The organism is Capillimicrobium parvum, from assembly GCF_021172045.1.
In the GTDB taxonomy this organism is placed as follows: Bacteria; Actinomycetota; Thermoleophilia; order Solirubrobacterales; family Solirubrobacteraceae; genus Capillimicrobium; species Capillimicrobium parvum.
This window is the reverse complement of sequence record NZ_CP087164.1, coordinates 4,739,085-4,753,176: the sequence shown is the minus strand read 5'-3', so window position 1 is coordinate 4,753,176 and position 14,092 is coordinate 4,739,085. Positions and strand designations below refer to the sequence as shown.

The following is a 14,092-nucleotide window of genomic DNA, read 5'->3' as shown; positions in this document are numbered from 1 at the left end:
TGCGTGTGAAGTGACTCAGACCCTGGCAGTCTGCGCGTCGGGCGACGGGTCGCCGACCTCGCGCATGCTGTCCAGAAAGAGGCTCTTGTCGATGCGGCCCTGGAAGATCGGCACGCCCAACTCCATGCATTTGGAGATGACTTCTCGTCTCTCGAGTCCGCTTTCGCGTGCGAGCTCGGTGGGCGTGAGGTGGATCGCCATGGGCCTCCCCCTTTGTGTTGATGGACGTGCGGCCGACGATAGCGCGACCTCTGGACGTCCTCAATGCCGATTTTCTAGATCGGGTTCGGGATGTCGACGAACGTGTGGCGCACCCCGAACCGCTCGGCGAGGAGCTCGCCGACCGCCCGGATTCCGAAGGTCTCCGTGGCGTAGTGCCCCGCAGCGACGAATGTGACACCACCTTCCTGTGCGATGGCCATCACGCGTTCGGCCGGCTCGCCGGTCAGGAAGGCGTCGAGCCCGAGGTCGATCGCCTCGACGACGTCATCGGCGGCGCCGCCCGAGACGATGCCCAGCGTGGTCACCGGGTCCGGGCCGGCGGGGAAGACGAGCGGCTCGCGGGCGGTCAGGGTGCGGATCCGTTCGACCAGCTCGTCGCGGCCGATCGGGGGGTCGAAGCGCGCGACGAACCCGACCGGCTCGCCGCCGTGCGCGGCGAACGACCGGTCGACGGACCCGCCGAGCCCGGTGGCGAGCAGCGCGTTGTTGCCCACCTGGGGGTGGGCGTCGAGCGGCAGGTGGTAGGCGGCGAGCGCGATGTCGTGGTCGAAGAGCGGCTTGAGGCGGGCCTTGAGCGCGGCGTCGATCGGGCGCGCCGGGCCCGACCCCCAGAAGAGGCCGTGGTGCACGAGCACGAGGCCGGCGCCGAGTTCCGCGGCCCGTTCGAACAGAGCGACCGAGGCCGACACGCCGGTCACGACGTGGTCGATCTCGTCGCGCCCGGGGACCTGCAGGCCGTTGGGGCCGTAGTCGGCGAACGTGTTCGGACGCAGCAGCGCGTCGAGGTGGCTGAGGAGGTCGGCGAGAGGCGTCATCCTGTGCTTTTGAACGCTAGTGTTTCTGGGTAGGGGGAGTGCCGAGCTATGGACGGCACCTGCCGGGAGCTGAGGGGAATGGAAGCAGCCACACTGAACCCGCCGGTGCGCGCGTGCCGGGGGGAACCCACCGACGACGACCTGGTCGCCGCCACCCGCGCCGGCGACGACCGCGCCTTCGAGGCACTCTACGCCCGGTACCAGCGGCGGATCACCGCGTACGTGTTCGGCATGGTCAAGGACCACGGCCGCGCCGAGGACGTCACCCAGGAGATCTTCGTCAGCGCGCTGCGCCGCATGCGCCGCACGGATCGGCCCATCGCGTTCAAGCCGTGGATCTACGAGATCGCCAAGAACGCGTGCATCGACCAGTTCCGGCGGTCGCGGCGCGCCGAGGAGGTCTCCTTCGACGCGGACGACGGCGTCGGCCCGACCCTCGAGTCCTCGAGCCCCACGCCTGACGCCGAGGTCAGCGCGCGGATGGAGTTCGACAGCCTGCGCAGCGCCTTCGTCGGTCTGACCGACACGCATCACCGCATCCTCGTCATGCGCGAGCTCGAGGGGCGCACGTACGCGGAGATCGGCGACCGCCTGGGCATGACGCGTCCGGCCGTCGAGTCCACGCTGTTCCGGGCGCGCAAGCGCCTGGCCGAGGAGTACGACGAGCTGGTGACCGGGGAGCGCTGCAAGCGCGTGCAGGCCATCATCGCCGCCACCGACGCGGGACGGCTGGGCGCGCGCGACCAGCGGCGGATGGCGCGCCACGTGTCTTACTGCCAGCCGTGCCGGCGGGCGGCCGCGCTGGCCGGGCTCGCCGACGAGCTTCCCGCGCGCACGGGCGTGCGCGCGAAGGTCGCCGGGCTTCTGCCGCTCCCGGCGTTCCTGCGCGATCGCTGGCTCGGCATCGGCTCGCATCACGTGGCGGCCGGAGGCGATGCCGGCGGGGGCGCGGGTGCGCTGGCGTCCTGGGCGCACGCGGCGGGGCCGGTGCTCGACGCGGGCGGCGGCGGGTGGTTCAAGGCGGTCGCGACGGCGGCGACGGTCGCCGTGGCGGGGGTCGGCGCGAACGTCGTGACCTCTTCGGGTCCGCAGGTGGATCGCGCGGGCGACCCTGCGGCACTGGCCGCTGCGGTATCCGGCGGCTCGAGCAGCGGCCCGGCGTCCGCGCCGGCGCGCCGGGCATCGGCCCCGGTCCGGACCGCTGCGGCCGTGACGCGCTCCGCGAGCGTGGTCGCGCCGAAGGCGTCCGCGCCGTCGCGCCGCACGAAGCGCTCGGGCGCGGCGAAGGGCGGCGCCGGCGGGTCGCCGGCGAAGGGCTCGGGCTCGGCGGGGGGCGGTTCCTCGACCGGCACCTCGACCGGCGCGACGGGCACGGCGCCCGCCGCGGCCGGTTCGGGCGGCGGGATCGGTTCGCAGCCGGCGTCCGGTTCGGGCGCGGGCTCCGGTTCGAGCAGCACGCTCAACCAGGCGGCCGACCAGGGCAAGCGCATCGTGAGCGGGTCGACGAGCTCTCCGACCACCGCCACGCCGGTCACGAGCACGGTGCCGAGCACCCCTTCGGTGCCCTCCGCGCCGGCGCTCCCCTCGACGGATGTGTCGTCGTTGGGCGATACTCAGATCCAGGTGCCAACCGCCAACGACGTCACCCAGGCCGTCGAGAGCACCGTGACCCCGGTCACGGGCGCCGTCCAGGACGTGACGAACAAGGTGGGGGACGCCGCGACGGGAGTCACCGGCGGACTGCTCGGCGGTTGACCGCCGATCCCTCCGACGCGGCGCTGTTCCTCGAGTCGCTCACCGACACGAGCCTCTACTCGATCGGCGCCTACTTCACCGACCGCCACCCCGATCTCGTCGACGACGTGATCGCCCAGGCGCAGGCGATCGAGGACCAGGGCCTCGAGCGCTGGGCCGCCGCCGAGGGCGCCGAGCTCGAGCGCGCCTTCCAGACGCTGATGACCGGCCTGGCGGTCCGGTACTACAAGGCGGTCGCGGGCGGCGACGGCTGACCGGGCGTCGCGACGCCGGCGAGGCGACGTGTGGGCGTCCGTGCCCGCTGAGCGGGTGCAGACGGCCGAACGTCCGGCCACGACGCCTGGCGCTGGCGATCTTCTAGACTCCGCACCCTCATCGGGGCGTGGCGCAGCCTGGTAGCGCGCACCGTTCGGGTCGGTGAGGTCCCCGGTTCGAATCCGGGCGCCCCGATTGAACGAAGCCCCCGTCACGACGGGGGCTTCGTCGTTCTGGCAGAAGCTCGAGGTAATGAGGTAGCAATCCGTCGCGGCCTTCGCCGTGGCGACTGATGCAACGGAGCGCGCTCAGGGTCGCGTCGCTAGCAAAATCCTCGAGGCCAGAGATCGCCGGCCGCATCGCAGTGACGGTAGGTATGTGCGGGCCGGGCGTTCTGGTTGGCCTACCCGCACAGCGATCGACGCGACGGTCACGGGTGAAGAACCAGAACGGTTGCCTGTCGGCTGGCGTGCGTGCGGTGCGTATCGTGGTCATGAGGATCTTGGCGCCGTGGTGGCGCCTGTTGCCGATGCCGGTCATGTTCGTGGGCGTGCTCATGACCGCGTATGTGGTGTGGACGCCCGTGACCGCGGGTGCCGCGCCCGCGGCGTGGTCGGACGCGGGGACGATGACCAAGCCCCGGGCAGGAACCGACGCGTTGGTGCTGCGTGATGGCCGGGTGCTCGTGCCGGGGGGATCCGGAGCGGTCCCTGGTGGGATCGACGTCGACATCTTCGAGCCGGCAACGCGGACGTGGTCGCGATCGGCGTCGGGCCCCGGCTCGAATGGGGGCCTCGGGACGCTGCTTGCGGATGACCGGGTGCTCATCTCGGGGCCGCAGACGGTTGACGACCTGCGCGCGCGCGTGTACGACGCCGTCGGCGACACGTGGTCATGGACCGGCCCGATGACCACTTACCAGTGGCCGGGTGGGACCGTGCGACTCGCCGACGGACGCGTGCTCGCACTCGGCGGCACGGCCGGTCGCCCGAGTGAAGTCGCCACCGTGCAGGCCTACAACCCCGCCACGAACGCCTGGTCGGCGTTGCCCGACATGCCCGACGGCCGCGAGCGGCTGACCGCGACGCTGCTGGACGATGCCCGGGTGCTCGTGGCGGGCGGCACCAACGAGTTCGAGTGCGGATGCAGCCCGCAGTCGTTTCTCTTTGCGCCGGAACCCGACGACTGGATTGCCGCGCCCGACATGCTCGTCGGGCGGGTCGGGAACACCGCGACGCGGTTGGCCGACGGGCGGGTCGTCGTCACTGGTGGTGGGTCCGACAACATCGGGCCGGTGATCGCCGACACCGAAATCTACGATCCGGCGACCAACGCGTGGGTTGAGGGTCCGCCGATGAGCACGCCCCGCGCGTTGCACACGGCGACGCTGTTGCGCGATGGCCGCGTGCTCGTGGCCGGTGGGGTGAACGCGCAGAGTGCCGCGTTGGCAACCACCGAGTTCTACGACCCCGCGACGAACGCCTGGTCGCCCGGCCCGGCGATGCAGTCGCAGCGCCGCGGCCATGCCGCGACGCTGATGTCAGACGGGCGCGTCCTCGTGGCCGGCGGCAGCGGCCGCGATCGCCGGCCGCTCGCCAGTGCGGAGATCCTCACGCTGCCCCCCGCGCCTCACGCGGTCCTCGATACCGGCGCGTTGCCCGCGGTGGCCGGCGGCGATGTGATCCTCGACGCCTCAGGATCGCGCGATCCCAGCGACCTAGCGCTGAGCTTCGTGTGGGATCTCGACGGCGACGAACGCTACGAAACGCCGGGCGGGCCGCGCGTGGCCCATGCGTTCCCCGAGCCGGGCCTGTACCGCGTCGGTGTGCATGTCACCGCGGCGGGCGGCCAGACCGCGTCGGCGACGGCGACCATCGACGTGCGCGCCTTCGCCAGCACCGCACAAGGCGATGACGAGACGCATCCCCCGCCGCCGCCGTCATCCAATGAGTCCGGCACGCCGCCGCCCCGGCACGAAGGCCGCTCCGCGGGACTCACCAGGCAAGCCGTCTACGCCCAGCTCCACACCGACCAGAAGCGATTGCGCGGCGCGATCCGCAAGCTACGCCGAACCGGCGCGGCGACGATGCACATCACGTTGCCTGCCGCCGGCGTAGAACATGTGCGCCTGCATACCACCGGCAACCGCAGACACACGATCGCCTACGGGCGTGTGCGATCCACGTCAGCCGGCCCCGCACACCTCCTCCTGCATGTCACGAGCCGCGGCAAGAAGCTGCTGCACGGCGACAAAGTGCGCGCCGTGCGGATCACCAGCCAGTTCGTAAGCGCCGGTCTGAACGTGACCGCGTCCGCTCCCCTGGTGCGCGGCTGAGCGACCGGGCCCGGCCGGGATGGCACATATCGGCACCCTCCCCGGCACGCGCCAGCGAGCCGCGACTTGAACCATCGCCCCGATTGAACGAAGCCCCCGTCACGCGACGGGGGCTTCCTTCGTTTCGGGTCTCGCTCCGGCGCTCAGCGGCGCAGCTTGGCCCGCACCTCGTACGTCCGCCCCGCGGCCGTCCGGGCGACCACCGTGACCTTCGCCTTCTTCGACATCGTCGTACCGGTCAGGTGCCTGGCGGCGACGCGCAGCCTGATCGAGCGGGCGCCCTTCGCGCGGTTGACCCGCAGCCGCCGGCCGGCGTCCGCCTTCAGGCCCTTGGGCAGCGAGACGCGCACGCGGCGCAGCTTCGACGCGCCCTTCGGCACGCGCGCGACGACCACGAGCGTGCCGGCCCTCGACAGCCGGGCGGTCACCTTCGGGCGCCGCTTCTTCACGCCACCGCCGCCACCGGTGGGGCCGGAGCCCGACGGATCGGGGGCGCAGTTCGTCGCCGTGGCCGGCGCGGTCGCGGTGCGCTCCATGCCCGACTGCGACGTGAAGACCGCGTCGACCGTCGGCTGGGCGGCGCAGAGGTCCAGGCCCGAGACGAGCAGACCCCTGTCGCCCCCGTCGAGGACCAGCGTGAACGAGGACAGCGGGACGTCGGGCAGCCCGTCGAGGGTCGAGACGAGACGCGTGCCCGAGCCCACCGACACGGACGCCCGCAGCTTCACGGGCAGCAGGCCCGCCAGCGCGATGCCGAGCTGGGGCAGCCCGCCGCTGGGGGCGGTCACGAGATACACCGGGCCGGAGAGCGGGTCGGCGAGCAGCGGGGTGACCGCGGTGCCCGAGCCGACCTTGGCGCTGTCCGGGCAGTCCCCGGACTGGAAGGCCTCCGACGAGCACGGGTTCGACAGGGCGGCGAGGTTGGGCCCGATGCCGGACGGCAGCGTGACCACGACCCGCGAGCTCGTCGCCTCGTCCGCCTGCTGGCTGACGACCGTCGTGAGCTTCGGGTGCTGGTGCACGCCGGCCCCGTCCAGCGTCGCGGTGACCTTCGGGTCGTATGGCACCGCGTCGCAGCCCGTCGGCGTGAACGTCGAGGCGTTGGACCCGCGCGCGCCCGCGTAGGAGGTCGCATCGACGCTGGTCGTCGCCGGGGTGCAGGTCGTCGGGTTCGTCAGGAACGGCAGCGAAGCGCCGGGCGCGCGGCTGCGCAGCGTCAGCTGGATGCGGTCGATGTGGCTCGTCAGCGAGCCGACGTTCGACTCCACGGTGCGCGGCAGGTTCGCCATCGTCGAGTCGAGCCCGTAGTCGCCGTTCGTGCGGACGGTCGCCACCGACTGCAGGCGGATCGGCCGCGTGGTGACGAGCCCGCCGCCGGTCGAGGTGGCGGGCAGCAGCACGCCGAGGCGCGCCGGCTCCCCGGCCCGCGGCTGGAGGTTGAAGACCTGTCCGGAGACGGCCTGCGTCTGCGTGACCGCGGGCAGCATCCCGTTGGGCGTCACGGTCGCGGTCACGGTGGTCGTGCCGACCTGGGCGCCGGACGGGCACTTGTCGGATGCGAACTGCGCCTGCGTGCACACCGTCGCCGCCTGCGGATTGCCCACGAAGCCCTTCGGCAGGTGGATGACGAGGTCGCGCACGTCGTCGCCCGCGGCGAAGCTCATGTCGAGCGTGAAGTCGGCGTGGCCGCCGGCCTGCGTGGAGCCCGGCGTCGCGGCGAGCGTCGTCACCCCGAACGCCGCGTGGGCGGCGGAGGGAGCGATGGCGAGAACCGGGAGCGAGCCCGCGGCAGCGAGCAGATGGGACAAGCGCATGTGACCCCCAAACGTCCTTCCGTGGCCGATCTGGCGGTAGCGCTACCCGCGGGCCGCTGCGGGCTAACCGAGCGCGGATGCTGACGCGAGGCGCACGTCGATGCTCCCGTCCGCCTCCCGGACGTCGAGCACGGGCTGCGGCGCCGTGGCCGGTCCCCGCTCGATCGCGCCGTCGTCGAGGCGGAAGCGGCTGCCGTGGCAGCCGCACTGGATGACGTCGCCGTCGAGGTCGCCCTCGGCCAGCGAGCAGCCGCGGTGCGAGCAGCGGTCGTGCAGCGCGCGGACCCGGCCGCCCGAGCGCACGAGGAGCACCGGCGTGTCGCCGACGACCACCGAGGTCGTCTCGCCCTCCCGCAGATCGGCGGCCGCCATCGCCGGCGTCCAGTCGGCGGGCCCCGGGTCGAACGCGGTCTGGTCGACCCCGACGCCGCGCTCGAAGCTGAGGTAGCCGCCGAGGTAGGCGCTCGCCGCGACGCCGCCCATCGCGACGAGCGACAGCGCGGCCCCGCGCCCGTCCCGGCCCCGGCCGCGCGCGACCAACGACGCCACCTGCAGTCCGAGCGCCGCGTTGTTCGCCACCGCGTGCACAGCGCCGACGCGGCGCACGCCGTCGTCGGCGGCCTCGCTGTCGGCCCAATCGGCCAAGCCGGTCACCGCGGTGGGCAGCGCGGCGATCACGCCCGCCCCGACGAGCCGGCGCGCCGCGGCCCGGTCGCCCCCGGTGACGTCGAGGAGCGTCGCGCTCATCCACGTGCCGATCACCGTGTCGGTGAGCACCGGGTGCAGCGCGTGCCCGAGCCAGGTGCCCGCCAGCGCGTCGCGCAGGGGCCCCGGCGACAGCGCTCCCCGGACGGCCTTGCCGGCGCGCTTGGCCGGCCCGTCGAGTGCGGCGATGCGCGCGACGCGCCCCGCCGCCGCCAGTCGCGGCGCTCTGGTTGCGGTCATGGGCGCCTGTTGCCCCGCGGCGTGCGGGTCTACGCGCCTGAAGCGACCCGCGCGATCGCTGCGCCGGCCTCGGCGGCGATGTCGCGCACGATCTCGGGTCGCGGGCCGCACGCCCGCGATCAGGCCCGACGACTGCCCGGCGAGCGGGCTCATCTGGTCGAGGTCGCCCGCCGCCGTTCGGCGTCGGGGAAGTCGAAGCCGAACACGTCGCGGCGCACCGCGTCGGCCGCGCCCGCGGCGGGCGATCCGCTCCTGGTAGCCGGGGTACGCATCGGCCTCGGCGGCCGCGACGAACCGCGTGCCGAGGACCGCCGCACGAATCCTGGCGGCTGCGTGCGAAGCGCGGGCCAAACCGCCCAAAGTCATACAATGGGCTATTCAACCCCACGCGAGCCGGAGTGACGATGGACTTCTCCCAACCAGACGAGATCGCCGACATCCGCGACGCGGTCCGCGCCCTGTGCGCCCAGTTCCCCGGCGAGTACTGGCGCGCGCTGGAGCCCTCGACCTATCCGACGGAGTTCGTCGAGGAGCTCACCCGGCAGGGCTGGCTCGCGGCGCTGATCCCGGAGGAGTACGGCGGCTCGGGCCTGCCGATCGGCGCGTCGAGCGTGATCCTCGAGGAGATCAGCCGCAGCGGCGGCAACCCGGGTGCGTGCCACGCGCAGATGTACGTCATGGGGACGCTGCTGCGCCACGGCAGCGAGGGGCAGAAGCAGCAGTACCTGCCGCGGATCGCGTCGGGCGAGCTGCGGTTGCAGGCGTTCGGCGTCACGGAACCCGACGCCGGCTCGGACACGACGAAGATCAAGACGCGCGCCCGGCGCAAGGACGACGGCGGCTACGTCGTCGACGGCCAGAAGATCTGGACGTCGCGCGCCGAGCACTCCGACCTCATGGTCCTGCTCGCGCGCACGACGCCGCTCGACGAGGTGGGCAAGAAGACCGAGGGGCTGTCGGTCTTCCTCGTCGACATGCGCGACCGCGGCGACACGCTGCAGATCAAGCCGATCAAGACCCTCATGAACCACGCGACGACCGAGGTGTTCTTCGACGGGCTCGAGCTGCCCGCCGAGTCGCTCATCGGCGAGGAGGGCAAGGGCTTTCGCTACATCCTCGACGGCATGAACGCCGAGCGGATCCTGATCGCGTCGGAGTGCATCGGCGACGGTCACTTCTTCCTCGATCGCGCGACGGCGTACGCGAGCGACCGCGTCGTGTTCGGCCGGCCGATCGGCTCCAACCAGGGCGTGCAGTTCCCGCTCGCGCGCGCGAAGATGGCGGTCGAGGCGGCCGACCTCATGCGCTGGAAGGCGGCGTGGCTCTACGAGTCCGGCCAGCCCGCCGGCGCGGAGGCGAACATGGCGAAGTACCTGGCGTCGGAGGCCTCGTGGCAGGCGGCGAACGCCGCGCTCGACGCCCACGGCGGCTTCGGCTTCGCCGAGGAGTACGACATCGAGCGCAAGTTCCGCGAGACCCGGCTCTACCAGGTCGCCCCGGTCAGCAACAACCTCGTGCAGGCCTTCGTCGGCCAGCACGTCCTCGGCCTGCCGCGGTCCTACTGATGGCGCCCGCGCAGCTGGGCGGCGGCGCGGTCCCGATCCGCCGGGTCCGCAAGGCGTTCGAGCAGGTCGCCGAGCAGCTGCGCGAGCTCATCACCTCGGGCGTCCTCGGGCCCGGCCAGCGCCTGCCGACCGAGGCGATGCTCGCCGCCGAGTTCGGCGTCAGCCGGGCCACGGTGCGCGAGGCGCTGCGCCTGCTGTCGGCGCAGGGCCTCGTGCGCACGGCGAAGGGCACCGGGGGCGGCAGCTACGTCAACGTCCCCACCGTCGCCGGGGTCTCGGAGCTGCTGAGCTCGAACCTCGGCCTGATGAGCGCGTCGGCCGGCCTGCGCCTCGACGACTTCCTCGAGGCCCGCGAGCTCATCGAGGTCCCGGCCACGCGGCTGGCCACCCTGCGCAGCTCGCCCGACGAGGTCCGGGCGCTGCGCGACACGGTTCCCGGCGACCCGCTCAGCCTGTCGGTCGAGCAGCAGTTCGTCCACAACCGCGACTTCCACTTCCGGCTCGTGCAGGCCAGCGGCAACCCGCTGCTGTCCATCGCCGCCCAGCCGATCTTCGTCGTGCTGCAGACGCACCTGCAGCGCTCGAAGCTGCCGCGCAGCGCGCTGCAGGCGATCAACGACGAGCACCAGGAGATCGCGCTGGCCATGGAGTCGGGCGACGCCGATGCGGCCGAGGAGGCGATGCGCCGTCACCTGCGCTCGCTGCGGCCGGGGTATGAGCGAACCTGGAGCGGCGCGAAGCGCTGACCGCGCTCACTCCGTCGCGGCGATCGGCAGTGATCGACCTGCGCCGACGCCTCGTCGCGGTCGGGCGCGCCCTCGAGGATCCGCCGACCATCGGCGCCATGCACCTCGAGGGTGTCCAGGCTCGCGCGGCCGAGGAGTAGCGTGTCTCGACATGCGCGCGCCGATCTCGCTGGACCTGCACCTGCCGAACTTCAACTACCCGGGGGTGGGCCCGGAGGGGCTGCTCGACAAGCTCACCGAGATCGCCCGGACCGCGGAGCGGACCGGCTTCACGTCGGTGACGCTGATGGACCATCTGCATCAGATCCCGGGGGTCGGTCCGCGCACGAACTGGATGCTCGAGGGCAACGCCGGCCTGGCCGCGCTGGCCGCGCGCACGTCGACGATCAACCTCGGGCTGCTCGTCGGCGGCGTGACCTATCGCAATCCGGCGTTCATGGCCAAGGCGACGACCACGATCGACGTGCTGTCGGGCGGCCGGGCCTTCCTCGGGCTCGGCGCGGCGTGGTTCGAGGAGGAGCACAACGCCTACGGCTTCGACTTCCCCGCGCTGGGCGTGCGCTTCGAGCGCCTGGAGGAGGCGCTGCAGATCGCGCGCAAGATGTTCACCGAGGAGGAGTCGAGCTTCTCGGGCAGGCACTACCGCACCGACAACGTGCTCAACAACCCGCGCCCGATCCGCGGTGACGTCCCGATCGTCGTCGGCGGCAGCGGTGAGCGCAAGACGCTGCGGATGGTGGCCGAGTACGCCGACGGCTGCAACGTCTTCGGCGACGTCGCGCACGTCAAGCACCTCATGGGCGTCCTCGGCGGACACTGCGAGAAGGCCGGCCGCGACCCCGGCCAGATCACGAAGACCCGGCTCGCCGTCCTGCTGATCGCGCCGACGCACGAGGCGGCGCAGGCCAAGCTCGACCAGATCCGTCCTCACACGGACCCGGAGCGCCTCAGCCGGATGGTCATGGCCGGCGATCCGGACAGCGTCGGCGAGGAGGTGCAGCGCTACCTCGACGCCGGCCTCGACGGGCTGACGTTCTCGCTGCCCGACGTCCACGACATCGAGACCCTGACGCTGGCCGGCGAGACGCTGGCCCCGCTCATCGGCGTGAGCGCGGGCCGCACGTGACGCTGGTCGCCGAGCTCGACCTCCCCGACCTCGACATCGCCGACCCCGAGCTGTACGGCGAGCGCTGGCACGAGGCGATCGCCCGGCTCATGGACGGCGGCGGGTGGCTGGCCCGCTCGCCGCTGGCCACGATCGTGCTCGACCGCGAGGCGGGCGAGCACTTCCTGCGCACGAAGGCGGCGATCTTCCCCGGCCGGCTCATCGCGCAGCTGTTCGGCATCGTCGACGGGCCGTTGCACGAGCAGATCGAGGGCAACATCATCAACACGAACGGCGACGAGCACCGGCGCCTGCGCTCGCTCGTCAACCCGGCGCTCGCCCCGCGCGCGGTGATCCGCTACCGACCGGCGATGCGCGAGTTCCTCGCCGACCTGTGGGCGCCGGCCGCCGCGGCCGGGCGCTGCGACCTCGTCGAGGCGCTCTGCAAGCCGTACCCGGCGCGAACCATCGCCACGGTGATGGGCGCGCCGCTCGACGACGCGCCGCGGCTGCACGACTGGTCGATGTGGATCCAGCGCCAGTTCGACCCGATCGCGCTGTCCGACGCCGATCAGGTGGCGATCATCCAGCGCAAGGTCGGCGAGTTCTACGACTGGGTGCGACCGCTCATCGCCCGCCGGCGCGACGACCCGGCCGACGACCTCATCTCGTCGCTCATCGCCGCCGAGGAGGCCGGCGACCGGCTGTCGGACAAGGAGCTCGAGAACCTCGTCCTGAACATCCTCGTCGGCGGGGTCGACACGACCCAGAGCCAGCTCGCCCACGCCGTGCGGCTGCTCGCGCTGCACCCCGACCAGTGGGGTGCGCTGCGCGCCGACCCGGACGGGCTCGCGGCCCGGGCCGCGGAGGAGGCGCTGCGCTTCGAGCCGATCACGCCGTTCACGGCGCGGCTGCTCGTCGAGGAGGTCACCTACCGCGACGTCACGTTTCCCGAAGGCACCGTGATCGTCGTGTGCGCGTACTCCGGCAACCGCGACCCGGCGGTGTTCGCGCACCCGGAGACGTTCGACATCACGGGCGAGGGCAAGGGCCCGCGGATGCTCACCTTCGGCGCCGGCATCCACTACTGCGTGGGGGCGAACCTGGCCCGCGCCGAGCTCGAGGAGGCCCTCGCCTTCCTCGCCCGCCGCATTCGGACGCTGCGCCTCGACGGCGAGCCGGTGCTCCAGAGCGTGAGCGGCATCTACGGCACGGACGCGCTGCCGATCGCGTTCGAGTCGGCATAGCCCGCTACGCTGCCGCCCGCCAACGCGATGCAAGAGGGAGTCGAAGGATGATCGTCGAGCGCGCCGTGATCAGCGTGACGCCAGGCTTCGAGGCGGACTTCGAGGCGGGGTTCCGCGAGGCCCGCAAGGTCGTCGCCGAGGCCGACGGCTTCCGGTCGGTGCGCATCGCTCGAGGAATCGAGGAACCCTCGACGTACCTGTTGCTCATCGAGTGGGACAGCGTCGAGGCGCACATGCAGGGCTTCCGCGAGTCCGAGCGCTTCGGGCGCTGGCGCGAGCTCATCGGCCCGTACTTCGCCGAGCCGCCCGCCGTCGAGCACTTCCAGCCGATCGACTGAGGAGCAGCTGCCATGCGCATCGCCCGCTACCGACATGCCGGGGCCGACCACCTCGGGGTGGTGGAGGAGGACCGCGTCAGCGCCCTGGCGCCGGAGGTCGACGTCCTCACCCTGCTGACGGCGACGCCGGCCGAGCGCGACGCGTTGGCCGCCGACGCCGAGGATCCGGTCACGCTCGATGAGGTGCGCCTGCGTGCGCCGCTGCACCCTCCCGTCGTGCGCGACTTCGTCGCCTTCGAGCAGCATGTCGAGGGCATGGTCATGACCGAGGGGCCGGACGCGAAGGTCCCCGAGGCCTGGTACCAGGCGCCCGCGTTCTACTTCTCCAACCCGAACGCGCTGTTCGCGACCGGCGACGACATCGAGGTGCCGCCGCGGTGCAGGCTCTTCGACTACGAGCTCGAGGTGGCCGCGATCATCGGGACGCCGGGGCGCGACCTGACCGTCGAGACCGCCCGGGACCACATCGCCGGATACGCGATCTTCAACGACTGGTCGGGCCGCGACCTGCAGGGCTTCGACCGCAAGCTCGGGATGGGATGGGCGAAGGGCAAGGACTTCGCCTCGACGCTCGGCCCGTGGATCGTCACCGCCGACGAGCTCGAGGGCCGGCGCGACGGCGACGGGCGCCTGGACCTCCGGATGACCGTCTGGCGCAACGGCGAGGAGATGGGGTCCGACTCGCTGGCGAGCGCGGCGTGGTCGTTCGAGCAGATGCTCGTCTACGCGTCGCGCGGCGCCTGGCTCGTGCCGGGCGACGTGATCGGCTCGGGCACGTGCGGCGGCGGATGCCTCGGCGAGCTGTGGGGGCGGCGCGGCGCGATCGACCCGCCGCCGCTGGCCCCGGGCGACGAGGTGACGATGACCGTCGAGGGCATCGGCACGATCGCCAACCGCATCGTGGCCGGCGCCGAGCCCGTCGACCACGGCGCGCCGAAGCGACGCTGAGG

At 72.6% G+C, this 14,092-nt stretch carries 14 protein-coding genes and 1 tRNA gene; 11 read left to right on the top strand and 4 right to left on the bottom strand.

Annotation, left to right across the window (positions count from 1 at the left end):
• Window positions 1-15: 15 nt before the first annotated feature.
• Complete coding sequence (locus DSM104329_RS23195) at window positions 16-201, bottom strand: hypothetical protein (protein ID WP_259312231.1); 186 nt, start codon at window positions 199-201, stop codon at window positions 16-18.
• A 74-nt stretch (window positions 202-275) separates the two neighbouring features.
• Complete coding sequence (locus DSM104329_RS23190; RefSeq protein WP_259312230.1) at window positions 276-1,037, bottom strand: Nif3-like dinuclear metal center hexameric protein; 762 nt, start codon at window positions 1,035-1,037, stop codon at window positions 276-278.
• Between the two features lie 78 nt (window positions 1,038-1,115).
• Here DSM104329_RS23190 and DSM104329_RS23185 point away from each other — a divergent pair, with 78 nt between their 5' ends.
• The 4 genes from DSM104329_RS23185 (at window position 1,116) to DSM104329_RS23170 (ending at window position 5,382) form a co-directional block, all read left to right on the top strand.
• Window positions 1,116-2,792 carry an RNA polymerase sigma factor gene (locus DSM104329_RS23185; protein WP_259312229.1) on the top strand — a complete coding sequence of 559 codons (1,677 nt, stop codon included), beginning with the start codon at window positions 1,116-1,118 and terminating at the stop codon, window positions 2,790-2,792.
• The gene (locus tag DSM104329_RS23180; RefSeq protein ID WP_259312228.1) at window positions 2,789-3,046 is read left to right on the top strand and encodes a hypothetical protein; all 258 of its coding nucleotides are present in this window, start codon (window positions 2,789-2,791) and stop codon (window positions 3,044-3,046) included. Before DSM104329_RS23185 ends, DSM104329_RS23180 begins: the two co-directional genes overlap by 4 nt.
• 122 nt (window positions 3,047-3,168) lie before the next feature.
• Window positions 3,169-3,242: transfer RNA gene (locus DSM104329_RS23175), tRNA-Pro, on the top strand.
• 241 nt (window positions 3,243-3,483) lie between these two features.
• Entirely contained in the window at window positions 3,484-5,382 is a 1,899-nt protein-coding gene (locus DSM104329_RS23170) for a kelch repeat-containing protein (RefSeq protein WP_259312227.1), read from the top strand.
• A 143-nt stretch (window positions 5,383-5,525) separates the two neighbouring features.
• On the opposite strand, the gene DSM104329_RS23165 is transcribed toward DSM104329_RS23170, so the two are convergent.
• The gene (locus DSM104329_RS23165) at window positions 5,526-7,196 is read right to left on the bottom strand and encodes a hypothetical protein (RefSeq protein ID WP_259312226.1); all 1,671 of its coding nucleotides are present in this window, start codon (window positions 7,194-7,196) and stop codon (window positions 5,526-5,528) included.
• A 63-nt stretch (window positions 7,197-7,259) separates the two neighbouring features.
• Window positions 7,260-8,141 (bottom strand): Rieske 2Fe-2S domain-containing protein, encoded by an 882-nt coding sequence (locus tag DSM104329_RS23160; RefSeq protein WP_259312225.1) that lies wholly within the window; start codon window positions 8,139-8,141, stop codon window positions 7,260-7,262.
• Window positions 8,142-8,162: 21 nt separating this feature from the next.
• On the opposite strand from DSM104329_RS23160, the gene DSM104329_RS23155 reads away from it, so the two are divergent.
• The 7 genes from DSM104329_RS23155 to DSM104329_RS23125 all read left to right on the top strand — a co-directional run bounded on the left by DSM104329_RS23155 (window position 8,163) and on the right by DSM104329_RS23125 (window position 14,090).
• Window positions 8,163-8,543, top strand: coding sequence for a hypothetical protein (locus DSM104329_RS23155; RefSeq protein ID WP_259312224.1), 381 nt, complete (start codon window positions 8,163-8,165; stop codon window positions 8,541-8,543).
• A gap of 2 nt (window positions 8,544-8,545) precedes the next feature.
• Window positions 8,546-9,706: an acyl-CoA dehydrogenase family protein gene (locus DSM104329_RS23150; RefSeq protein WP_259312223.1), complete on the top strand. Its 1,161-nt coding sequence runs from the start codon at window positions 8,546-8,548 to the stop codon at window positions 9,704-9,706.
• Window positions 9,706-10,452, top strand: a complete 747-nt coding sequence (locus tag DSM104329_RS23145; RefSeq protein ID WP_259312222.1) for a FadR/GntR family transcriptional regulator — start codon at window positions 9,706-9,708, stop codon at window positions 10,450-10,452. The genes DSM104329_RS23150 and DSM104329_RS23145 overlap by 1 nt, the downstream gene beginning before the upstream one ends.
• Window positions 10,453-10,603: 151 nt before the next feature.
• Window positions 10,604-11,578, top strand: a complete 975-nt coding sequence (locus DSM104329_RS23140) for an LLM class F420-dependent oxidoreductase (protein WP_259312221.1) — start codon at window positions 10,604-10,606, stop codon at window positions 11,576-11,578.
• A complete protein-coding gene (locus DSM104329_RS23135) occupies window positions 11,575-12,804 on the top strand; it encodes a cytochrome P450 (protein WP_259312220.1) in 1,230 nt (409 codons plus the stop codon). Before DSM104329_RS23140 ends, DSM104329_RS23135 begins: the two co-directional genes overlap by 4 nt.
• 47 nt (window positions 12,805-12,851) lie before the next feature.
• Complete coding sequence (locus DSM104329_RS23130) at window positions 12,852-13,142, top strand: antibiotic biosynthesis monooxygenase family protein (RefSeq protein ID WP_259312219.1); 291 nt, start codon at window positions 12,852-12,854, stop codon at window positions 13,140-13,142.
• Between the two features lie 12 nt (window positions 13,143-13,154).
• Window positions 13,155-14,090 (top strand): fumarylacetoacetate hydrolase family protein, encoded by a 936-nt coding sequence (locus tag DSM104329_RS23125; protein WP_259312218.1) that lies wholly within the window; start codon window positions 13,155-13,157, stop codon window positions 14,088-14,090.
• Window positions 14,091-14,092 lie beyond the last annotated feature (2 nt).

What these genes read in the sequence shown, in the direction of transcription:
- DSM104329_RS23150 (WP_259312223.1), top strand. Translation starts at nt 8,546, where the DNA reads ATGGACTTCTCCCAACCAGACGAGATCGCCGACATCCGCGACGCGGTC.
- DSM104329_RS23190 (WP_259312230.1), bottom strand. Translation starts at nt 1,037, where the DNA reads ATGACGCCTCTCGCCGACCTCCTCAGCCACCTCGACGCGCTGCTGCGT.
- DSM104329_RS23145 (WP_259312222.1), top strand. Translation starts at nt 9,706, where the DNA reads ATGGCGCCCGCGCAGCTGGGCGGCGGCGCGGTCCCGATCCGCCGGGTC.
- DSM104329_RS23130 (WP_259312219.1), top strand. Translation starts at nt 12,852, where the DNA reads ATGATCGTCGAGCGCGCCGTGATCAGCGTGACGCCAGGCTTCGAGGCG.
- DSM104329_RS23195 (WP_259312231.1), bottom strand. Translation starts at nt 201, where the DNA reads ATGGCGATCCACCTCACGCCCACCGAGCTCGCACGCGAAAGCGGACTC.
- DSM104329_RS23160 (WP_259312225.1), bottom strand. Translation starts at nt 8,141, where the DNA reads ATGACCGCAACCAGAGCGCCGCGACTGGCGGCGGCGGGGCGCGTCGCG.
- DSM104329_RS23140 (WP_259312221.1), top strand. Translation starts at nt 10,604, where the DNA reads ATGCGCGCGCCGATCTCGCTGGACCTGCACCTGCCGAACTTCAACTAC.
- DSM104329_RS23185 (WP_259312229.1), top strand. Translation starts at nt 1,116, where the DNA reads ATGGAAGCAGCCACACTGAACCCGCCGGTGCGCGCGTGCCGGGGGGAA.
- DSM104329_RS23125 (WP_259312218.1), top strand. Translation starts at nt 13,155, where the DNA reads ATGCGCATCGCCCGCTACCGACATGCCGGGGCCGACCACCTCGGGGTG.
- DSM104329_RS23165 (WP_259312226.1), bottom strand. Translation starts at nt 7,196, where the DNA reads ATGCGCTTGTCCCATCTGCTCGCTGCCGCGGGCTCGCTCCCGGTTCTC.